The organism is Candidatus Bipolaricaulota bacterium, from assembly GCA_035528115.1.
Taxonomy (GTDB): Bacteria; Patescibacteriota; Patescibacteriia; order UBA11705; family DATKZF01; genus DATKZF01.
In genome coordinates, this window is sequence record DATKZF010000002.1 from 83556 (window position 1) to 105664 (window position 22109).

Genomic DNA, 22109 nt, shown 5'->3' on the forward strand with positions numbered 1-22109 from the left:
AATCACTCCCCGGCAACGGCCGTAAACGGCCTCGCCGATGAATGAATTTTTTATTTATTCTTTATGTCTTAATTATATCACATTTTTTAATTCATCATAACCAATGACTCAACAATTCGGAAAATGCCCGCTTGATTCTGGCGAAAAAACCTCTATTCTTCCAACGATACTTGGCGAACGGCTCGGAAAACTCCTGCCAGCCGTTCAATATTTTTTCGACATCGCCGACCATCTTCTTATCGCTGATGTACGCATTGGCTTCTCGGTTGCGATAAAAACTGCCCTGGTCGATATTGCTCGAGCCTACCATGGCTTCGCGGCCGTCAACCACGAAAGCTTTGCCATGCATCATTTTCGAAGTGAAATGAAGTTTGACGCCGATCTTGTCCATTAATTCATAATATTTAATCGCCGTCCAATTAACGATTCGCAAATCAGTTCGAAACGGCAAAATCAAATCTATTTTCACTCCCCTCTTTCTGGCTCGAGAGATCGCTTTGATCAATTTTCTGTCAGGCAAATAATAAGGCACGGCCAATTTCAAATATTTTTTGGCGTGGTTGATCGAACGCAGAAAATTCGCTCGAATGCGGGAACGTTTGGCATTGGGCACCTGAAAAAGAAATTTTATTTTTTTGCTTTTCTCTATTTTCGGATGGAGCAATTTTAAAACGTTCTTTTTATCTCCGCCGGCCTTGATATATGACTTGGCGAAAGCTCTGGTCAAAGACCTGGCCAATTTCCCCACCACCATCAATTGCAAATCCAGCCAATCGGCCATGAAATTCTGCACATTAACGCCGCCGAGAAAGCCCTCATTGCTATCGACCACCAAAATCTTTCTATGCGTCCTCTCCCAAAAGGCTCGCCAAAATCGGATAAATTTACCCAACGTTACTTGATTGTAAATAACCAAATCAACGCCGGCATTTTTCAGCCGGGAGATCGATGAGTTTGAAAAACCGTAACTGCCTATGCCATCAATTAACAATTTCACCTCCACTCCTTCTTTCGCCTTTTTTTCCAGCAAATCGACAAATTCAATCCCGACTTCATCGTCAATGAAAGTATACGTTTCCCAATAAATACTGGTCTTCGCCTTGTCCATCGCCTCTCGCATCGCTTGCCAAGCGTCTTTGGAAACGGAAAAAAACTGATATTGAATTTGCTCTTTAAGATGATTCATATGCAATATTTTAACACAAATGGCCGAAAATTAAAGAGCGCGGCCAAAACGGACATTTATCCACTTAACAACCACCCTTCGTTTTGATAACCTTTGTATGACCATATGACCAAAAATTTCATTTCAATCGAAGATTTTAAGCTGGACGAGATTGAGGAGATTCTCGGCGAAGCGGAACAATTGATTCCATTCGCCAAAGCGAAAATCACTCCGCCGAAAGAGCATCCTTTGCACCTTGACTTTGGCAACCATTTAGCCAAAGTTTTAATTTTCATGCTCGAACCGTCCAGCCGCACCGCCGGTTCCAACGACGAAGCGGCCAGGCTCTGGGGATTTGCCAGAGACAAAATCAGCGGACTGGAAGCGACTTCGCTGATGAAAAAAGAAAGTTTGGCCGACGCCATCAGGACTCACGCCGGCACCCAATTGGCCGACATTTTGGTTTTGAGAACGAAATACGAAGGCAGCGCCAGATTCGCCAGTGAAATTTTGGAAAAAACCGATTTTCAAGTGGCCGTGCACAATGCCGGCGACGGCGCCAATCGGCATCCGACCCAATCGCTGCTCAATCTGCTGACCATTAAACAAAAAATAGGAAGAATTCACGATTTCACCATCGGATTTTTCGGGGATTTGAAATATTCGCGAACTCTCAATTCCGATCTGGACACGCTCAGGATGTTAAACGAGCGATACGGAAACATTAAAATCATCACCGTCTCGTCCGCGGAAAACAGAATACCAAGCTACCGAAAAGCCGGATTAAACATCGAAGAATATGATCACTTGGACGCCCTAAAAAAATGCAATATCATCAGCGGCACCAGGATACAAGAAGAGCGATACACCGATGAATTGGAAAAATCCAGAGTTCTCGGCAAATATATTTTGGACAAAGCGGTTTTGGATCAAATGGCCGCGGATGTTGTGATTATGCATCCCGGACCGCGAGGGCCGGAAATAGCGCCGGACATTTCCATTGATCGCAGAAACGTCATGTGGTTTCAGATGTTCATGGGCGTGGTTTTGCGCATGACCATTTTGCGCCGCAGCTTTTTGGCGCGCCACGAGCCGAATCTGGGATTTCAGAACACTTGCGGCAGACTGGAAGTACTCGACGAAGAACCGGCCGAACAAAGATTGAGAAAAAGAGAGGAACAAGGCAAACAAGACAAATATTTCAGACCGATATACAAAAGAGGCATGATCTTGGATCACATTGAACCGGGCAAAGGCGGCTTTATCAAAGAACTGATTAAAAAACACGCCGGTCTCAACGGCACGGGCGCCATTCATTTGATCGAAGGCATTGAAAACAGAAAGGACGTCATCGTCATCGAGGGCAATTTCATCCCCGACTGGTTTTTCAGCCCGGCGACTTTCGTCAGTCCGACAACGACCTTCAACATAATCAGAGACGGCCTATTCAAAAAAGTCAAAATAAAAACCGCGAACACCACCATGCCCAAAGCGTTCAAATGCCCCAATTCGGTGTGCATCACCAACGCGGACAAAGAAGCTCAATCCAGATTCACGGTCGGAGAAAATGAAATAACCTGCGTGTGTTCTTATTGCAATCGCGAATTCACTCAAGAAGAGATTATCGCGGCCACCTCGAAATAATGAATTGCGAGGCTTGCGTATTTTTTTGTTTGTTGATATAATGGAATTCGTAACTATTCATAAAACCAATAACAAGGCTGGCCATGCGGCCGTAAATATTCGTCATCCATAAAATTATATTTGTAACCATTTGTAATATAATTAATAACGCCAATAACCAAGGCTGGCCATGCGGCCGTAAATATTCGTAATGTATGAAGAAAGACATTCATCCGACATATTATAAAGACGCCAAAGTTACATGCGCTTGCGGTAACAGTTTTGTGACGGGCTCAAGCGAAAAAGAAATCAAAACCGAGCTTTGCTCCATGTGCCATCCGTTTTTTACGGGCAAACAAAAAATCATGGATACGGCGCGGCGAGTGGAAAAATTCAAAGACCGCCTGGCCAAAAAGACCACAACTGGCTCGAAAAAGAAAACCGTAAAAAGGAAAGTCAAAGATCAGAAGAAAAAAACCAAAAAGTAGCATATCAAAATCTCCTTCCGATTTTTTGTTTCGCGCAAAATTGAAAGGAGATTTTTGTTTAGATTACATAAAACGGAGAGCGGAGAGACGAGCTCTCCGCTGGATTTGGAGGTGGCGGCCGGCGCCGCCGCGACAGCATCCAACCATTCCCAGCGGAAAGATTGCCTGCCCTGCCTGCCGGCAGGCCTTTCCGCGCTTAGCGAAATAAAGACGCATTTGATATAATAAATATATGAAAGACCAAATTGATAAAATCAAAAAACAATTTCAAAAGCTGGAGCAAGATTTGCAGAATCCGGCCGTGATTAATGATCCTCAAAAAATAAAAAACGCGGCCAGTGAGCGCGCCAAGCTGACCGAAATCATCGAGGTTATCAGCGGCTACGAAAAGTCGCAAAAAAACTTGGCGCAGGCCAAAGAAACATTGGATGACAAAAATTCGGACGAAGAGCTGAAAGAACTGGCGAGAGCCGACATTGAAGACTTGGAAAATAAAATCGCGATCATGGCCGAACAAATCAAGATTCATCTTCTGCCCAAAGATCCGAGAGACGAAAAAGACGTTATCGTGGAAATCCGAGCCGGCGCGGGCGGCGACGAGTCCGCGCTGTTCGCGGCCGATCTTTTCAGAATGTATTCGAAATACGCCGAAAGCAAAAACTGGAAAACATCGCTCCTTAGCGCCAACAGAATCGGCATCGGCGGTTTCAAAGAAGTGATTTTCGAAATCAAAGGAAAAAGCGTTTTCGCCGACATGAAATACGAAATGGGCGTTCATCGCGTCCAAAGAGTGCCGGAGACTGAAAAACAAGGCCGAGTGCACACCTCCACGGCCACGGTGGCCGTACTGCCGCAAGCCGAAGAAGTCGATATTAAAATAGATCAAAAAGATCTGAGAATAGACACTTTTTGCGCCGGCGGACATGGCGGCCAGAGCGTCAACACCACTTACTCGGCTGTCAGGATCACTCACCTGCCCACCAATACCGTGGTCTCCTGCCAAGATGAACGTTCGCAATCTCAAAACAAAGAAAAAGCCATGAGAGTCTTAAGATCAAGACTGCTTGAACTGGGAGAAGAAAAACACCACAAGGAAATTTCTCAAAATCGAAAAATGCAAGTCGGCTCGGGAGACAGATCCGAGAAAATCAGGACCTACAATTTTTCTCAAGACCGCATCACCGATCATCGCGTCAAACAAAACTGGTCGAACATTCAAACCATTTTGGATGGAAATATCGGGCAAATAATTAAAACTCTCAAAGAAGAAGATGTTAAATTAAGGCTGGAAAAACAAAAATAAATCATGGGAATTGGAAAGCGGGAAATGAAAATTGAGGTATGGACATCAAACAAGCGCTGGTAGTCGCCGCGCAAAAACTGAAAACGAAAAAAGTCATCAGCTCAGGACTTGACGCTGAAATTTTGCTGGCCTTTGTTTTAAAAAAAGATAAAGCATTTTTATATACTTATCCGGAGAAAAAATTGACCGCTTGGCAACTGAAAAAATTCAATCAATTGATTTTGAAACGATCAAATCACCGGCCACTCGCCTATCTTGTCGGCCAAAAAGAATTTTACAAATTGAATTTCAAAGTAAATAACCAAGTGTTGATTCCTCGGCCGGAAACGGAACTTTTGGTTGACGAAGTTCTAAAACTCAATAAAAATCTGGTCGTCGCGGACATCGGAACCGGCTCCGGCTGCATTGCGGTCTCTTTGGCCAAAAACGGATTCAAACAAGTCTTGGCGACCGACTCTTCGAAGAAAGCCCTAAAAACCGCCAAGGAAAACGCCAAAAGCAACCAAACGGCGTCAAGGATCAAATTTTTCCCGGGCGACCTTTCCAAGCCTGTCGCCGATGGAAAACCCGAGATCATTTGCGCCAATCTGCCTTATTTATCAAATGAGATTTACAAACAAAGCGTCAAGTCGTTCCCGGAAATAAAAAAAGAGCCGAGAACGGCGCTGATTGCCGCCGAAAAAGGTCTGTATTTTTATAAAAAACTGCTATCGCAAATCGCGATTGCCAAACATCAACCTCAATACCTGTTTTTCGAAATTGATTCCGGCCAAAGCAGGGCGATCAAAAAAATTATTCGGTCTTTTTTAGAAACGAAATCAATCTTAATTAAAAAGGATTTATGCGGCCTCGATAGATTGGTTATAGTGAAACTCAAATAAACAAAAGACGGCTCGCCGCTCTCGAGCGACGGGCCGTCTTTTTATTTTCAGAAAGCTGAATTTATCTGATTTTGCCAAAAGCTTTGGTTCCGTTAAAAACGGGATGCGTTTTATTGGCAAAATTATCAGCCAATTTGCTTTTAAGCAACTCCGAAACCCTATCCGCCTGATCGCTTGAAATTACGTTCTGATCCACCAATTCCTGCAAATCCGACCTGAAATCAATCGCGAAATTATCGCGAGGACCTTTCATTTCGCCTATTTGCGGAGCTGAAGATATTTTATCGTATTGCTCCCGCGTAATGGACCCTGATGAAAGCAAATCCTGCAAATGCGCGGTTTGAATGGCCTTTCTTCTCTCGGCCATTTTGTCATGAAACTCCTGAGCCGTGAAGCCCGCTTGTTTGACCAAATCCGGCAATTTGGAGCCATTGTCAAGCGCGTCTTTTAATTCAACAACGGAAATGTCCAGCAATTCAGCCTGAGCGGCTAGAATTTTGTCCTTAAGCTCCGTGTCCCACTTGGCGGCTTGCTCCATTTTAGCCAATTTATCAATCATCTCTTGCTGAGTAATTTTTCCGGCCGTCACCATGTCTTCAAGTTTTGCTTGAAAACCTTCCAATGTTTGATCACCCAAATTCTTATTCAATCTCATGCCCAGGCCATCTTTGGAATCCTGCGCGAACATCATGGCGTCATCGAACGCCAAAGCGTTCGTTGAAAAAAGCAAGACGAAAAGCACGGAAGATGAAACGACCAACTTAATTTTTTGTTTTTTCATAAATCCATGACGAACCGATCTGAACGCTTCGAGAATTATTATCCGCAAAGACGCGATCAGCCGCCAATTTTTATTATTAAACATCTCGAGATTTTCGCAACTGTTTAATAATACAAAAACGCGGCATTTTTATTTCACCCGCGTTTTTCCGCCATATTTTGATTTATCTTTGAATCTTGATGACGTCGCTGTATGTTGATTCCAATTCGCTTAAAAAACTCTCCGACCAATCCCCTTCCGCTTTGGCGATATAGACCGTTTTTTCTTCACTCTCCGCGAAATTTATATCATAAGAAGCGAAGGATTGCGATAATTGCTCCGGATAATACGCCGTCTTGTAACAAATTCGCCAAATCGGCGGCTCCATGGCATTCAATTCTTTAACATCATCTTCCGCCTTTAAAAAAATCAGCGTTTTTTCTCTGTCTTCCACGCCGATATTTATGTCAAAACAATTTTTTGCGGCCAAATCCGATATTTTAAGATCCGCGGACGCGTCGATATCCGATAAAAAGTCTTTGATATTATTATAAGTCTCGGCGGGATTTTCTTTTAAAAAGTATTCCGAAAAATAAATACCCGGCGCCAGCGCTTCCTCGGCCGGCGCCTCTGACGCTTTAACCTTGACCTTGATGGCCTCGGCCAATTGCATTAGTTTGAATCTATAAAAAGGATTGTTTTCCTGATTCGTGGCGAATTGATAAAATTGCTCGGCCGGATCCTCGGCATCGGGATTTTCAGGTTTATTGAGATTGGCGAAATAAATCACAAAACCGGCGATAAAAATCACCACCACACCGATCAAATAAATATTGTCTCTTTTTCCGTCGTTTTTTTTATCTCTTTTTGACCACATAAAAATCATTGATACTCCGCCTCTTGATAATTATCGGGAACTATATTAATCCATGTTCTGCCGCGATTCATTTGAAATTCTTCTCCACTCTCATCGAAAAAGCTCAAACGATCCTGATTTGATTCTTTTTTCCAAACGCCGGGTTTGGCCAAACCGTCTTGGAACAACACCGCTTGTCCGCTCCCTACGGTTTGAGTGCGCAACCGGCCGTAATCGTCAATGACGGCAACCTCCGCGTAAACCACGACCACGTTTTTGGCGCTAAGGCTTTGACCGGCAAGCGTCCGATATATTTTTCCGGATTGAAATCTCAAATAACCGTTATCCAAAGGATCATATTCCCAAATCACGTCATAATTGTAAGCGTTGTAATGCACTGTCACCGATTGCGAAATCGGACGATCGTTTTTATCCGCATCGTCTTTGAACGGCCAAGCGTCGAATTCTTCTCCGTCATCCCATTCGTTGTTTCTGCGCGCGTCCCTTAAAAGCTCCGTCGAAGTATAGACGTTATGCGGCGCGTATCTATCCGCTGAGCGCCAAAAGTATCTGCCATTATAAAATTGATCCAAATTTTTCACCTCAGCCGAGCCGAGCTGATCGAGCGCTTGCGGACTGCCGCCGACGTGGGCATAGACCGCGTCGAACTCTTCCGCCCAATTTATGTAATAAGGCCGCGCCGACCTGACCGGACCGATTTGGGAAACTTCGGCCATGCCCGGAAATATCGCCAAAAACCTGGTAATCGCGCCCTCGGCCACCGCTTCGAAAACAATGCTGGCTTGATCGATTCCGGACACGGGACGGGCATCGATATTATTTTCCACCATGACGCCGAACGGACGAAGTGTCATCGAATCTTTATTTTCCAAACAAACTCCATCGAGCGGACTTTGGTACTCGCAATCCGCCGTCAAATCAGCCTTTTCTTTTTTTTCAGACGGCTCAACGGATTCCGTCGAAGACAACGCCGGCGGAATCAAATAAAAAACGCCGATGGCGATCAACAGCGCTCCGCCGTATACCAACAACCAAACAATATCTTTATTTCGATACCATTTTTCTTCCGATTTTTTCATATGCAAAAAATAAAAGCGTCCATTAAAGACACTTTTATTCTATCATATTTTTTTAAATAACGCATTGGGTCAAACGTTTCAATTATTTACCGGACGATCCTTTTTCTTTTCCTTTCTCATTTTCTTTCTCCCCTTCCTCTTCCTTTTCCTTTTCACCGGCCACTTCAACCTTCTTCATTTCATCTTCCAAAACAGCGGCAGTTTCAACTTTTTCTTCTTCAGGCTCGGTGACAAACACAACGACATCATCCATTTTGTCCAAAACCTCTATTTCCGCCGGCAGATTCAAATCTTTAACGTAAATCAAATCGTCAAAATTTTTCAACCCGCCAAGATCCACCTTCAACTCAGCCACCTTTTCAAGATCCGCGGGCAAACAACGGATCGAAAGACGATCGATATTTTTAATCACAATGCCGCCATAAGCTTTAACGACCGGCGCTTCATTGATAAATTCAATTTCAACCTCCGCTTCAATTTTTTGTCCGCGTTTGGTTTGATAAAAATCAACGCTCATCGGCGCGTCGCTCACCGAATCATAACTGATGTGTTTGATCAAAACTTCAATAGGCTTCGCTGAACCGGCGATATTGAGTTCGATCAAACCGCTTTCTCCGATCTTGTCGTACACTTTATCCAATTCCCTTCGATCGATTGAAACCAGTTTGTTCTCTTTTAATTCCGGTCCATAAATAACGCCCGGAACGAGATTATTCTTCCTTAATGATTTGACTTTTTTACCCGTCAATTCTCGATTTTCGACGGCCAGCGCGTATGGCATAATTATTTCTTTATTATTTCTAAAAATTTGTTCGAATTATTAATCTTCTCTCTGATATCCAAAACCTCATCGGCGCTCACCGGATTGCCCCGCAAATATTTCAGCGCCTCTTCACTATCCAATTCAGTGACCAGACCGACACTGCTTATACCCTTGGCTCCGGCGATAATCAACACCAGCAAACAATTTTTACATTTCCTGCATTGCAAATGAAGCAAATGCGCGTTTTCCTTTTCATCGACAACATTTATCTCCGAAGGGTAATAAACCGCTTTGCAAACCGGGCAATTGCTGATTATTTTTAATGAAGAATTTTGTGATAACATACTCTCCTTATTGAACAAGCATAACTTAAAAAAATAAATCAGTCAAGCGAATAATTACTTATCGCTGCGCACGATAATGCTCTCGCCAACGCCCAAAATTGCCAAACTTATCAATAAAAAGCTGCCTCCGGAGCTCAGCAAAGGCAAAGAAATTCCGGTCACCGGCACCATGCCCATATTCATGCCTATATTAACGAAAATATGAAAAAAGAATAATACGGTGATTCCGAGCAACGCGAACATGGCAAAGTCATTCGGCGCTTTTTTGGCCGCGATAACCAAACGGTAAAAAATCACGCCCCACAGCCCCAACACCAGAAAAACTCCAAAAAAGCCAAGCTCTTCGGCAATAACCGCAAAAATGAAATCCGTCTGGCTCTCGGGTATAAAACGCAATTGGCTTTGCGAGCCGAAACCCAGCCCCCTACCCAAGAATTGCCCGGAACCGACGGCGATCATTGACTGAGCCACATTATAACCGCTGCCGAGCGGGTCGTTCTCCGGATGCATGAAAGTGAAAATCCTGTCTTTTTGATAATCCTTTAAAACGAAAAGCCAGCTCGACATAGAGATAACGCAAACAGCCAAAAGCAACACGGCAATATATCTTTTCTTCACTCCGGTCGTCAAAAGCAACACGAACCAAATGGCGACAAGCACCATCGCCGAGCCCAAATCCGGCTGAAGCAATATCAACATCACAAAAATCAAAACGCCGGCCAAACTGACGATCACATGTTTTAATTGATTGAAATGCTGGTATCGATTGCTGAAAAATTTAGCCAAGAAAAAAATCAAAGCGATTTTCGCCAGCTCGACCGGCTGAAAACCGAAATTGCCAATGGCGAACCAACCGGTCGTGCCTCTGATATTCTCTCCGAAAATCAAAACCAAAAACAACAAAATCAAGGTTAAAATGTAAATCACGCGGCTGTATGAACGAAAAAAAATATAATTAAAAAAACTGAAAAAGAAAAAAACCGCCAAACCGATGCCCACGAAAATAAGCTGGCGATTGAATGCGGCCGCTCCCTCGCCTTCCTGATTCAAACTAACGCTGTAAATGGCGCTAAGCCCGAGCACGAGCAATAAAAAAATCGCCGTGAACAAAATCCAGTCGAATTTTTTCAATTTTTGAATGATTCCGTACATAATAACATCTTATGGCATCGGCGGCATTTTATCAATATTAAAAAAAACGCCTCAAAGAAAGCGTCGACTCAAAGTCAATTCGGCCTTATTTTTGCTCGCCGATAATTTCCTTAAACCCTTTGAAGGAATCCGGATTCAAAATATCGAGCTGGGGAATCACGGACACTTTGTTTACGGCCGGCAAAATGCCCGGCCAATTTATGGTAATGTCCCGCTGCTCGAGCGAGTCCAAACTGTCCAGATGAAAAGTGTTGATCGCGCGAAGCTGCGTGCCGCCATACAATAAAATGATCAAATCCACGTCCCAATAATTTTGAGGAGAAGAATTTTTTATTTTGAATTTGACCTGATTGATCGGCTGGCTGCCTTCGATTCCCGATTGACCGGACGGCACGTACTCGACATCGGTGACATCAAATCTGAGCAACTCGTCTTGCAACAACTGGAAATTCGGTTCTTTTTTCCATTTGAGACTATCAATCACCAATTCAGCCGCCAGCCCGGACGCCGGCCGGCTTTGATTGAGTTCGGCGATATAAGTGACCGAACCCGGTAAAACAAAAGCTGTTTTCGTTTCCGTATTCTCATTGCCGAAGACAAAATGATATCTTAACTCTCTGACATACCAATTGTCGTTTAAGTTCGATACTTTCGACAGCAAGTCATAATTATCTTTCGCTTTAAGCACCTTAACATCATCTATCTCAATGCCGGAAGGAGTGCTTATCTGATCAATATAATTCCAATTCAAACTGACGGCTCTGGGCTGATACAATCTTTTATTGGCAGAATGACTTAACACATAATAATCCAGGACGCCCCACATTCCGTACAATAAAAACGCTCCGGCCACGGTTAAAAAGAAAATCAGAGCGATATTTTTTACCGTTGATTTGTTGCCGACCCACCAATAGCCGAATTGCAATCTCGAATCAACCTGTTGCCGGGGACTTTTGGAATCGGCGATAACCTCTTTTTTTCCGGAGACCGCCATTGGCGGTTGTTTTTGCTTTCCGTTATTCACGAAAAATGGCATATCAAATTTATTATAACATAATTTTATGTGAATGGTAATTGGTAATGGGTAATTTATAAGGCGGTAGCTTGTAGCTTCTTAGCTGGTTACAACCTAATAAGCTAAAAAGCTACAAGCTCTAATTCATTCTCCATCACAAAGCTCTTAACAATCCTCTCAATCTCTGCTATAATGTTCTTGTAGTAATTTTCATAAATCAGCATATTTATGCCCCTAAAAAAACCTCCGGTAAAAACCAAAAACGACAACCAGAAAATATCCTATACGGCCGAACAAATCACTGTGCTTGAAGGCCTGGATCCGGTCAGAAAAAGACCGGGCATGTACATCGGCAATACGTCCAGCGAAGGTCTGCACCATTTAATTTGGGAAGTGGTGGACAATTCCATCGATGAAGCCATGGCCGGCTATTGCGATCATATCATCGTCAGGATTTTGCCCGACAATATGATCGAGGTGACGGACAACGGCCGCGGCATTCCGGTTGATATTCACAAACAAACGAAAAAATCAGCGCTGGAAACCGTCATGACCGTTTTGCACGCCGGCGGTAAATTCGGCCAAGGCGGGTATAAAGTATCGGGCGGCTTGCACGGCGTGGGCGTCAGCGTGGTTAACGCTCTTTCCAAATGGACCAAAGCCGAAGTAAAACGAGACGGTTATTTGTACGAGCAAGAATATAAAATCGGCAAACCGCAAAAAAACGTAAAGAAAGTCGGAGCCATAAACAAACCATCCAAAATGGATCCCCTGGATCCGGGAGAATCTTTCGACCACGGCACGCGAATCACTTTCCAACCTGACGACACCATTTTCACGGAAACCGAATTTAAGTGGGAAAAAATACTGAGCCATTTAAGACAACAAGCCTTCTTAACCAAAGGGGTTAAACTTACGATCATCGACATCAAGGATAAAAAAAATCCCGGGCTTTATAATTTCTATTTTGAAGGTGGCATCGCGACCTATGTCAAAATGCTGAACAGAAACGACGAATCCAAACACGAAAATATTTTTTACGTCAATAAAACCATGGATGAAATAGATGTAGAAATCGCTTTGCGCTATACGGCCGAATACCAAGAAACCGTGCTGGCCTTCACGAATAATATTCAAAATCCGGAAGGCGGCACTCATTTAATCGGCTTCAAAACAGGTTTGACGAGGACATTGAATTCATACGCCAGAAAACATAATATTTTGAAAGAAAAAGACGAGAATTTGACCGGCGAAGACACGCGAGAAGGATTGACCGCCATTATCAATGTCAAAATAAAAGATCCGCAGTTTGAAGGACAAACCAAAGCCAAATTGGGCAATGCCGAAGTGCGGCCCGCGGTTGACACCGTTTTATCCGAAGCCTTGGAAACATTCCTTGAAGAACACCCAAGAGACGCCGAAGCTATTATCGGCAAAGCCTTGCTGGCAGCGCAAGCGCGTCGCGCATCCAGAGCGGCCAGAGAAACCGTTTTGAGAAAAGGCGTGCTCGACGGTTTTGCCTTGCCCGGCAAACTGGCGGATTGCTCCAGCAGAAAAGCTGAAAATTGCGAAATCTTCATTGTTGAGGGAGACTCGGCCGGCGGCAGCGCCAAACAAGGCAGAAACAGGGAATTTCAAGCCATACTCCCCTTGCGCGGAAAAATCATCAACGTTGAAAAAGCGCGGCTGGATAAAATATTGGCGAACACGGAAATCAAAGCCATGATTATCGCCATGGGCACCAATGTCGGCGAACAATTTGATATTGAGAAACTAAGATACAATAAAATCGTCATCATGACCGATGCGGACGTGGACGGCGCTCATATCAGAACGCTGCTGCTCACGTTATTTTATCGATACTTCCCGGAATTAATCACCAAAGGACATATTTTCATCGCCCAGCCGCCGCTTTTCAGCATCAAACGCGGCAAGGAGATGGTCTATGTTTACACCGAACAAGAAAAAGATGCGGCCATAAGCCGCATGGCCAAAACCAAAGTCACGAGTAAAATAAAAGAAACGCCGGTCGCGGAAGACTCCTCAATCAACGAACAAGGCCTGACTATTCAGCGATACAAAGGTTTGGGAGAAATGAATCCGGATCAGCTGTGGCAGACAACCATGGACCCGGAGACCAGATTCATGAAGCAAGTGATGATCGAAGACGCGGAAAAAGCCGATGAGATTTTCGACATTTTAATGGGTTCGGAGGTCGGCCCGAGAAAAAAATTCATTCAAACCCACGCCAAATCCGTGGAAAATCTTGATATTTAAGATAATAAGCCCGTCGTAAAATGACGGGCTCATGCTTATAAAAAACGTTTTATTTGACCACTTGCGCTAATTGATAAATTAGTGTATAGTAAAAGCATCAAAAATAGCCGGTCAAAAGGCTATTTTTAAGACCAAAAAATAATCAAACAACCCAGCCGCGAAAAGAAGTGTCTTTTCCAAGCTGATAATCAACCCATATGGAAAAAACCAATCGACTCGTACAATATTTGAAAGAGTCAAAAACGGAAATGAAAAAAGTATCATGGCCCACCAAAAAGGAAACCATGAAACACACCATGATCGTCATCGGCGTCAGCTTGGGCGTGGCCTTGTTTTTGGGAGCCCTGGATTTTTTATTTTCCTGGGCAATCGGTTTATTCCTTTAATCATCGCGAATAATAAATCATTAAACATATGCCAAAACAAATAGACCGAGGACGTAATTGGTACGTGATTCATACTTACTCCGGGTATGAAGAAAATGTGGCGGAAAATCTTCAGCAAAGAATCGAATCCATGGATATAGAAGACAAGATTTTCAACATCCTCATTCCCACGGAGAAAAAAATAAAAATCAAAAACGGCAAACGAAAAATCGTGACGGAAAAAATATTCCCGGGCTATGTGATGGTGGAAATGATCGTTACCGATGACTCTTGGTATGTCGTCCGCAATACGCCGAACGTCACCGGTTTTATCGGCACTGGCAATACGCCGACTCCGGTTTCTGAAGCGGAAATCAAAGGTTTGAAAAAACGAATGGGCGTGTCCGATCCAAAATATAAAATTCCTTTTTCCGCCGGCGATCCGGTTAAAATCGTTGATGGTCCGTTCAAAGGATTTGACGGCAAAGTCGATGAAATTAATGAAGAAAAAGGCAAGGTTAAAGTTCTGGTATCCATGTTCGGCCGCGAAACTCCCGTGGAACTTGACTCTCTGCAAATAAAGGAGGTATAGTATTTTATCATGGAGCACGTAACACGTATCACATATCACGTAACATGGAGCATTTTTACAAATTACATTCACCTATAGCTTTATACCTAAGAATATTGTAATTCGTAACAAATAACCTGAAAGCTAAATAGAATATTGTAATTCGTAACAAAATTATTAAACAATAAACCAAGGCTAGCTAACTAGCCGCAATAATTTGTAACGCAACGTAAACGTATTTGTAATTATTCGTAATAAAAGATTAACAATAAACCAAGGCTAGCTAACTAGCCGTAATAATTTGTAACGTAAACGTAAACGTATTTGTAATTATTCGTAATAAACGATTAAAAATAAACCAAGGCTAGCTAACTAGCCGTAATAATTTGTAACATATGGCGAAGGAATTAATCACTAAAATCAAACTGCAAATACCGGCGGGCAAAGCCAACCCCGCTCCCCCTGTCGGTCCGGCTCTCGGACAACACGGTTTGAATATCCAAGATTTCTGCAACAGATTCAATGAAGCCACCAAAGAAAAAGGCGGCGACATCATCCCCGTGGAAATTTCCGTGTATAAAGATAGAACTTTTGACTTTATCCTGAAAACGCCTCCGGCCTCCACTTTAATCATGAAAGCGGCGGGCATTAAAAAAGGCGCCAAAAATCCGTTGACTGATAAAGCAGGAAAAATCACCAAAGAACAAGTGCGACAAATCGCCGAAACGAAACTGCCCGATCTAAACACAGACAATGTGGACAACGCCATGAAAACCATCGCGGGCACGGCCAGACAAATGGGCGTTAAAGTCGAATAATATAATTAATTAAGTGGGAGTTTCGCCGTTGCGCGAAACGATCGCACCACAACAACAAATATGTCCAGATCAAAAAAATATCTCGCGTTAAAGGAGAAAATCGACATCGACAAAACCTATTCCGTCGAAGAAGGCATGAAATTGGTTAAAGAAACGGCGCAAAGCAACTTCGACTCGAGCATTGAAATCCACTTAAGATTGGGAATCGATCCGAAAAAGGGAGAACAGCAAGTTCGCGGCACTGTGGTGCTGCCTCACGGCATCGGCAAAAAGATCAAAGTGGCGGTCTTCGCCGAAGGAGATGACGCCAAAGAAGCCAAGGGCGCGGACGCGGATTTCGTCTACAGCGAAGAAGATATCAATGAATTGAAAAAAACGGGTAAAATAGAATTCGATATCGCGGTAGCCCCGCCTTCAATGATGAAAAAGCTGGCGGTCATCGCGAAAATGCTGGGTCAAAAAGGTTTGATGCCGAGCCCCAAGAACGAAACGGTCACGCCGAATGTCGCCAAGGCGGTCAAAGAATTGAAAGGCGGCAAAATCGCCTTTAAAAATGACGACACGGGCAATCTGCATCAGCTCATCGGCAAAGCTTCTTTTGACGAAACCAAACTTATTGAAAATTACCGAAGCTTTATGAAAGCGGTGGCAGACTCGAAACCGGATGGAATCAAAGGAATCTTCATCAAAACGGCTTATCTGACTTCGACCATGGGACCGAGCGTGAAAGTGGAATTGAAATAATTTCGAAAACCGGCGCAAGCCGGTTTTTTTATATATCGACAAAGACTATAATCTCGATTTGTTTATAGCTCTGAATCTCTCAATAAGTATTTAAAAACTCTCACACAACATAGCTATGCGAGAGTTTGAACTCTTAAGAGATCAAAATCTCTTACTCTTTGGTTTAATCGACTGCACGCCAGTGTATGCATGCAGGACATCGGGAATGAGCACTGACCCGTCAGCCTGCTGGTTATTCTCAAGAATGGCAAGAACCACGCGAGTAATTGCGACCGCCGTTCCGTTGAGTGTGTGTACGAATTCATTTTTGCCAGTTGCGCTATTCCTGAACTTGATGTTCAGTCGACGCGCCTGGAAATCCGTACAGTTTGATGCGGAGGTTATTTCGCCATACCCGCCTCCCTCGCCGATGCAGGGCATCCACGCTTCGATATCATACTTCCGGTAAGCAGGGGTTCCCAGCTCCCCCATACACATAAGCAACACGCGGTAGGGAATCTTCAGATCCTGGCAAAACTCTTCCTCTATCGAAAGTATCTCTTCATGAGCGGCTGCACTCTTCGAGGGATGCACAAATTGATAGAGCTCCACCTTGCTGAACTGATGCACGCGGTAAAGCCCCCTGCTCTCGCGTCCTCCGCTGCCAGCTTCGGTCCTGAAGCAATGGCTAACACCCGCGACCTTGATTGGCAGATCTTCTTCCGAAATCACGGCATCCGCCATGTAACCACCAATGGTGATTTCGGAAGTCCCGATGAGACTCATTCCCCCTTCAGTCAATGAATAGATCTGACTCTCTGGTCCCCGAGGAGAGAACCCTGAAGCGGTGATAATCTCGTCTCGAACAAGTTCTGGCGTCGTCATTGGAACGAAGTCATACTTGAGCGCAAGCTCAAGCGCGTAACGGATGAGCCCCAACTCCAAGAGCACTGCCTCGTTCTTAAAAAAGTAGAACTTGGAGCCAGCGACTTTCCCCGCAGCCTCAAAGTCCAGGATATCCAGACTCCTGCCGAGTTCGATATGATCGAGCGGCCTGAAGCCGAATTTAGTAGTCTCTCCGACGAATCTGATAGCGACGTTGCCTTTCTCGTCCTTACCTTGCGGCACATCCGAAGCAGCAAGGTTCGGGATTTTCCTTGCCTCCCCAAGATACTCCTTCTCGACAACCGCGATTTCCTGCTTGAGGGAAGCTATGGTTTTCTTGAGATTAGCAACCTCCAACTTGAGCCTTTCTTGAGTTGCACCATCGGCACTCTTGAACTGCCCGGAGATCTGATTAGATCGGTGCAAAGCCTCTTCGAGACTCCGCCTCTTCTGTTTTGTTTGCTCGTAGAGAGCAACAACCTGGTCGACGTCAGCCTTGGCATAACGCTCCTGCGTATTCTGCCTCACCAAATCGATGTTTCTGAGAATGAATCTAATGTCCAACATCATCTATCTCCTTGGTATCGTTGGTGCCCGGAACGGACATCTGACGAAAATATATATTAATAGTAATTAACTGTTTTGTCAACAAATTTCTATTTCATAATTGTAATCATAATATAAAACAGAGCTGCGGTTGACGATAATTTATAAATATTATACGTTGCATTACACCATCATAGTTAGTACATTAACAAAAATCCACCATTGGGAGATAGACCAAATGGATAAGGAAAACGTACATATTTTCTCGGCAGGAACACCCTGTATCGATGATGCGGAATTTGAAGTAGTAGAACGTAAAGGAATCGGCCATCCAGACACGCTCTGCGACACAATCGCTGAAAAGGTATCTCAAGCGTATGCTCAGTATTCTCTGGAACGCTATGGCATCATCTTGCGGCACATGGTTGATAAAATCGCACTGTCAGGAGGGGCTGCGAAGGTCAAATTCGGCGGCGGTGAAATGAATGAGCCAATCAGGCTTTATCTAAATTGTCGCTTCACCAGGAGATACCAAGAAGAAACAATCCCGTATCTGGAGATTGTCAAAAGCACAGTATACAACCATCTCAAAGCTGTGCTTCCATTACTGGATCTTGATCGGTGGCTCATGATTGTTGACAATACTCACTTTTCTCCAGGTCCTGGCGTTGTCTACGAAGCTGACGGATCAACGCAAAACGAACGTCAGTTTTTCTTCGAGATCCCGCAGAAAGAATTTGCCATATTTCACGACAACAGCCTTCGTGCCAACGACACATCCACGGCTGTCGCATATAGCCCTCTTAGCACTACGGAAAAGATAGTAATATTAATCGAAACAACATTAAATGGATCGGAATTCAAAAAACGACATCCCTATGTGGGTACAGACATTAAAGTCATGGCTAGACGCATAAAAAAACGCATAGCCATTACGGTTTGCATTCCTTTTGTTGCTATCTACACGCCAACCAAAGAATTCTATACCGAAAAACTCAGATTACTGCAAGATGTGATCAGACAACTGGTAATCTCAAGTTTCGGGCAGTTAGATGTTACTGTCTCGCTCAACACGAGGGATAATCCGAGCAAATCAGATTATTACCTCACCCTAACAGGGAGCGCAATCGAAAGCGGTGACGAAGGAGTGGTTGGGCGAGGAAACCGGTACAATGGGGTCATTCCCTTTACCAGGCACATGAGCATGGAGGCTTGCTGTGGCAAAAACCCTGTCTACCACGTAGGCAAGGTGTACACGGCAATCTGCTCCCTTATCTCCGAGGAAATCTTCAAGCTCATAGGGATTGAGGTGTACGTCTACCTCACTTCACAAATGGGTAGAAGTCTATCAGATCCATGGTTGGCCTGTGTTGAGGTCTGCGGTGGAAACGTAACTTCTGTTCAACGCCAAATGATTGAAGCAATCATCGAGAGCAACCTCGCCAGTGCCAACGAAGTTACTAAAAAGATCGTTAACGGAGAACTCAATTTATACTGAAAATTGCAACTTTCGCGCCTGTGTCACAGATACGGGCTCTTTTTATAGATTAAATAATCCTCCTGAACTAATATCTGTCTTTACCCCAGTGGCAGAATATATCGTACAGAATCGCTCTCCAATACATGATGCGACATTATTTTCTATAATCATACCTGCTCCTTCAGACAAACATACAATAGGCAAATTGTTATTCATTGCCCATGATTTAAAACGATTGTTCTGATTATTCTTAAAATGACATGCGACAGAAAAATCATGTAAAAGGTTTAATCCTGCATTATCTTGTAATCCTATCTTATTTTTGTCATCTTGAGTATCAATTCTTTTCCCCAAAATAATTGCTCCTGCACTTCCTCCATATACTTGCCCTCCTGATTTATAGTATTTAATCAATGCGTCAGCAAAACCTGAGTTTTTGAGTTCATCCATTAAATCCCACGTATTACCTCCGCCTATATAAATGCCGTTAAAATTTATTAAATAATTAAATTTATATTTAGAAGGATCATCAATTACCTCAAACTGAATATCATCTCTCTCATGAAGTTTAATAACGCTATTCATCCACAAGCGCACTGTGAGATAAATCTTAGAATCACGAAGAGCAATTGGCACATATAAAAAACGCCCATTTACAGGCAATGTGCTAAAAAAAAATTTGTCAAGGAGGAATGATTGTTTCTCATTGCCACCCCCCGACAAATATATTCGGTTTTTCTCCTTTATTTTTTGCATGTTTGTATCGCTCTACGTAGCTCGCAAATGTTGATTTTATGAGCATACACCAAGCGATTAAAATAGTCTTCCGTCGTTTCGTCGCGAGGTTGCGGCAGATTTAGCTTCTTGCAAACCCTCAGGTTAATGAACCTTTCAATTTCCAGCCGTGCCAACTGAACGGCGGATTCTCTAGAAACGAACGGGGTAAGGAACTGACCCCAGTAATCGAAATAGTACAACAGGATACGGAATAGATTCTTGTCAAAATACTTCTCACTGAGCATTTTGGCGATACGTCTGAACTGAAGACCAGGCCCCTTGTTTGTCGCTTGTACCCCACACAATACGATGAGTGACAACGTTCGGTACAAGTCGAACATTTCCCTTGCCCCATCTGATGTCCCAGGAATCAACAAATCGAAGTAAGAATCGGTCTTATTTATTGCCCAGGCAATTCTCTCAAGACCAAACCCAACATCGCTAATGGGAATCGACGCTCGATTTGCTTGAGGTATCTGCATGTAAGCAGCGTCCCCAAGCTCAAGTCCTCCATAAGAGAAAAAAAGCTCCAGCGCGGAAAACTGGCCCGTTCCCCAATCATTGGCAGATGTTCTCATGACAACGATGAAATCATTCATGTGAAGGCCAAGCCTTGATAGCATCGTGCACCAGCAATCTACTATCTGCAAATGCTCGTCAAGGGTGGCTCCCATCTTCTCGGTACACACATTTACAAAAGAAGTGGAAGTCCCGTTTTGTGACTCGACATATGGCTGAAATTGCATGCGTACACAGGGCTGGGAGACGAATAGCTTACATTCCCGTGTCTGCTGACCTTTATGTATGACGTCGTCAAACATCTGCACACCAGCCACCACAAGGTCGGTTTGCCCCTCTAAATTTGCTATCTTTAGAGGAGGAGACAGTTTGAAGCCGGACGAAACAAAGTACTCTCTCATCATTGCATTGATTTTTGCAGGGGGCAGCATTTTCTTTCGCTTTGAGAAATTAAGAAAAGCTAATACCCTCTTATCGCACTGATGCCAACCGCAGCTTGAGGTCTCTATCTTGGCTAAACGCTTAAAGAAAAAAGTCCTCCCACAACCTTCGCAAGCACGGACTTGCCACCCTCTTTTCACCATGAATTCGCTTACGACACCAGCAAGATCACAGGTCTTCATCTTTTCAGACATGGATAAATCTCCAGTTATAATTTTAATGTACTACCAATATAATTTAACGACAATTAGCGATTTTGTCAAACGCCACTTTTCCACTTTGCCTTCAGCGATTAATTTGCTAAAATTATACTGCCGATAAAACAGAAAGCCGCCCTTTCTGTTTCTCTATCTATTCACCATAAAAACATATGACTCAATTCGACCGACTCTATCGCGACGGGATTTTAAAAATAATGAACGAAGGCTTTGAAGAGTACAACGAGCGCACCGGACACAGCTGCAAAATCATTCCGGGCCTGACTTTTGAACTCGACAACGGCTTCCCTCTTTTGACTTTAAGAAAAATTCCCATCAAAATTTTCGTGGCCGAACAAATCTGGTTTATCATGGGCTCGAAAAACCCGGACGACTACGTCAATAAATTCACTCAAATCTGGAAAGACTTCACCGAAGAAGACGGCACTATTCCGGCCGCTTACGGCTATCGCTGGCGAAAAGCTTTCGGCAGGGATCAATTGAAATTGTTGATTGAACATTTGGCCGGCCAGCCGGGCTCTCGGCACGGCGTGATCATCACTTGGGATCCGCGAGAAGACGGCCTGGGCAATCCGGAAAGTAAAAAAAACGTGCCCTGTCCCTACACTTTCACGGTCAACATCATCGGCAATAAATTGCATATCCACAGCGTGGTCAGATCAAACGACATGATGCTGGGCTGTCCGCATGACGTGGCCGGCTTTGGAGTTTTGCAAGCCATTTTGGCGGCCAAGCTGGGCGTCAAACCCGGCAAACTCACCCACACCATCAGCAACGCGCACATTTACGACACGCATTATCGGCAAGCCTGGGAATTGGTCGAGAGAGAAAACAACCATCCCAATATCTATCTAGAGGCTCAACCCGATTATTTCGATCGCGCGGAAAAAGGAGACGAATCCTTGGTGGCTGAAATCGCGGGCAAATTGGAAGCGCAATATAATCCGCTGGGACCGATTAAAGGAATGAAAATTGTTTTATAAAGAAAATAGTCGGCATGGCATAAAGTTGTGTTACGAATTACAAGAAACTAATAAGC

22 protein-coding genes are annotated in these 22109 nt (G+C 43.9%); 11 read left to right on the plus strand and 11 right to left on the minus strand.

Annotation, left to right across the window (positions count from 1 at the left end; all coding sequences use genetic code 11):
- Positions 1-94 precede the first annotated feature (94 nt).
- On the minus strand, positions 95-1186 hold the full coding sequence (locus VMX18_01740; GenBank protein HUT22111.1) for a phosphatidylserine/phosphatidylglycerophosphate/cardiolipin synthase family protein: 1092 nt from the start codon (positions 1184-1186) through the stop codon (positions 95-97).
- A 105-nt stretch (positions 1187-1291) separates the two neighbouring features.
- On the opposite strand from VMX18_01740, the gene VMX18_01745 reads away from it, so the two are divergent.
- The 4 genes from VMX18_01745 to prmC all read left to right on the plus strand — a co-directional run bounded on the left by VMX18_01745 (position 1292) and on the right by prmC (position 5460).
- Positions 1292-2809, plus strand: coding sequence for an aspartate carbamoyltransferase regulatory subunit (locus tag VMX18_01745; GenBank protein HUT22112.1), 1518 nt, complete (start codon positions 1292-1294; stop codon positions 2807-2809).
- A gap of 194 nt (positions 2810-3003) precedes the next feature.
- On the plus strand, positions 3004-3276 hold the full coding sequence (rpmE, locus tag VMX18_01750; protein ID HUT22113.1) for a 50S ribosomal protein L31: 273 nt from the start codon (positions 3004-3006) through the stop codon (positions 3274-3276).
- Positions 3277-3508: 232 nt separating this feature from the next.
- Positions 3509-4579: a peptide chain release factor 1 gene (prfA, locus tag VMX18_01755; protein ID HUT22114.1), complete on the plus strand. Its 1071-nt coding sequence runs from the start codon at positions 3509-3511 to the stop codon at positions 4577-4579.
- Positions 4580-4617: 38 nt separating this feature from the next.
- Positions 4618-5460, plus strand: a complete 843-nt coding sequence (gene prmC / locus VMX18_01760; GenBank protein HUT22115.1) for a peptide chain release factor N(5)-glutamine methyltransferase — start codon at positions 4618-4620, stop codon at positions 5458-5460.
- Between the two features lie 61 nt (positions 5461-5521).
- On the opposite strand, the gene VMX18_01765 is transcribed toward prmC, so the two are convergent.
- The 7 genes from VMX18_01765 to VMX18_01795 all read right to left on the minus strand — a co-directional run bounded on the left by VMX18_01765 (position 5522) and on the right by VMX18_01795 (position 11471).
- Complete coding sequence (locus VMX18_01765; GenBank protein HUT22116.1) at positions 5522-6241, minus strand: hypothetical protein; 720 nt, start codon at positions 6239-6241, stop codon at positions 5522-5524.
- Positions 6242-6404: 163 nt separating this feature from the next.
- A complete protein-coding gene (locus VMX18_01770) occupies positions 6405-7097 on the minus strand; it encodes a hypothetical protein (protein HUT22117.1) in 693 nt (230 codons plus the stop codon).
- 5 nt (positions 7098-7102) lie between these two features.
- A complete protein-coding gene (locus tag VMX18_01775; GenBank protein HUT22118.1) occupies positions 7103-8176 on the minus strand; it encodes a DUF3048 domain-containing protein in 1074 nt (357 codons plus the stop codon).
- A gap of 82 nt (positions 8177-8258) precedes the next feature.
- Positions 8259-8957 (minus strand): 50S ribosomal protein L25, encoded by a 699-nt coding sequence (locus VMX18_01780; protein ID HUT22119.1) that lies wholly within the window; start codon positions 8955-8957, stop codon positions 8259-8261.
- 2 nt (positions 8958-8959) lie between these two features.
- Entirely contained in the window at positions 8960-9283 is a 324-nt protein-coding gene (locus tag VMX18_01785; GenBank protein HUT22120.1) for a hypothetical protein, read from the minus strand.
- 54 nt (positions 9284-9337) lie between these two features.
- Positions 9338-10435, minus strand: coding sequence for a rod shape-determining protein RodA (gene rodA / locus VMX18_01790; GenBank protein ID HUT22121.1), 1098 nt, complete (start codon positions 10433-10435; stop codon positions 9338-9340).
- 85 nt (positions 10436-10520) lie between these two features.
- A complete protein-coding gene (locus VMX18_01795; protein ID HUT22122.1) occupies positions 10521-11471 on the minus strand; it encodes a hypothetical protein in 951 nt (316 codons plus the stop codon).
- 207 nt (positions 11472-11678) lie between these two features.
- On the opposite strand from VMX18_01795, the gene gyrB reads away from it, so the two are divergent.
- From gyrB to rplA, 5 genes are all read left to right on the plus strand, one after another.
- Positions 11679-13727: a DNA topoisomerase (ATP-hydrolyzing) subunit B gene (gene gyrB / locus VMX18_01800; GenBank protein ID HUT22123.1), complete on the plus strand. Its 2049-nt coding sequence runs from the start codon at positions 11679-11681 to the stop codon at positions 13725-13727.
- A 197-nt stretch (positions 13728-13924) separates the two neighbouring features.
- On the plus strand, positions 13925-14113 hold the full coding sequence (gene secE / locus VMX18_01805; protein HUT22124.1) for a preprotein translocase subunit SecE: 189 nt from the start codon (positions 13925-13927) through the stop codon (positions 14111-14113).
- Positions 14114-14141: 28 nt separating this feature from the next.
- Positions 14142-14684, plus strand: coding sequence for a transcription termination/antitermination protein NusG (gene nusG / locus VMX18_01810; protein HUT22125.1), 543 nt, complete (start codon positions 14142-14144; stop codon positions 14682-14684).
- Between the two features lie 374 nt (positions 14685-15058).
- The gene (gene rplK, locus VMX18_01815) at positions 15059-15481 is read left to right on the plus strand and encodes a 50S ribosomal protein L11 (GenBank protein HUT22126.1); all 423 of its coding nucleotides are present in this window, start codon (positions 15059-15061) and stop codon (positions 15479-15481) included.
- A 60-nt stretch (positions 15482-15541) separates the two neighbouring features.
- The gene (gene rplA, locus VMX18_01820; GenBank protein ID HUT22127.1) at positions 15542-16225 is read left to right on the plus strand and encodes a 50S ribosomal protein L1; all 684 of its coding nucleotides are present in this window, start codon (positions 15542-15544) and stop codon (positions 16223-16225) included.
- A 141-nt stretch (positions 16226-16366) separates the two neighbouring features.
- On the opposite strand, the gene serS is transcribed toward rplA, so the two are convergent.
- Complete coding sequence (gene serS / locus VMX18_01825; protein ID HUT22128.1) at positions 16367-17659, minus strand: serine--tRNA ligase; 1293 nt, start codon at positions 17657-17659, stop codon at positions 16367-16369.
- A gap of 214 nt (positions 17660-17873) precedes the next feature.
- On the opposite strand from serS, the gene VMX18_01830 reads away from it, so the two are divergent.
- Entirely contained in the window at positions 17874-19133 is a 1260-nt protein-coding gene (locus VMX18_01830; GenBank protein ID HUT22129.1) for a methionine adenosyltransferase, read from the plus strand.
- 42 nt (positions 19134-19175) lie between these two features.
- Here VMX18_01830 and VMX18_01835 read toward each other — a convergent pair whose 3' ends face one another.
- Both VMX18_01835 and VMX18_01840 read right to left on the minus strand, forming a co-directional pair.
- A complete protein-coding gene (locus VMX18_01835) occupies positions 19176-19871 on the minus strand; it encodes a Type 1 glutamine amidotransferase-like domain-containing protein (protein HUT22130.1) in 696 nt (231 codons plus the stop codon).
- Positions 19859-21046 (minus strand): hypothetical protein, encoded by a 1188-nt coding sequence (locus VMX18_01840; protein ID HUT22131.1) that lies wholly within the window; start codon positions 21044-21046, stop codon positions 19859-19861. The genes VMX18_01835 and VMX18_01840 overlap by 13 nt, the downstream gene beginning before the upstream one ends.
- A 176-nt stretch (positions 21047-21222) precedes the next feature.
- Between VMX18_01840 and VMX18_01845 the strand changes: the two genes are divergently transcribed.
- The gene (locus VMX18_01845; protein HUT22132.1) at positions 21223-22053 is read left to right on the plus strand and encodes a thymidylate synthase; all 831 of its coding nucleotides are present in this window, start codon (positions 21223-21225) and stop codon (positions 22051-22053) included.
- The last annotated feature ends 56 nt before the right edge of the window (positions 22054-22109 follow it).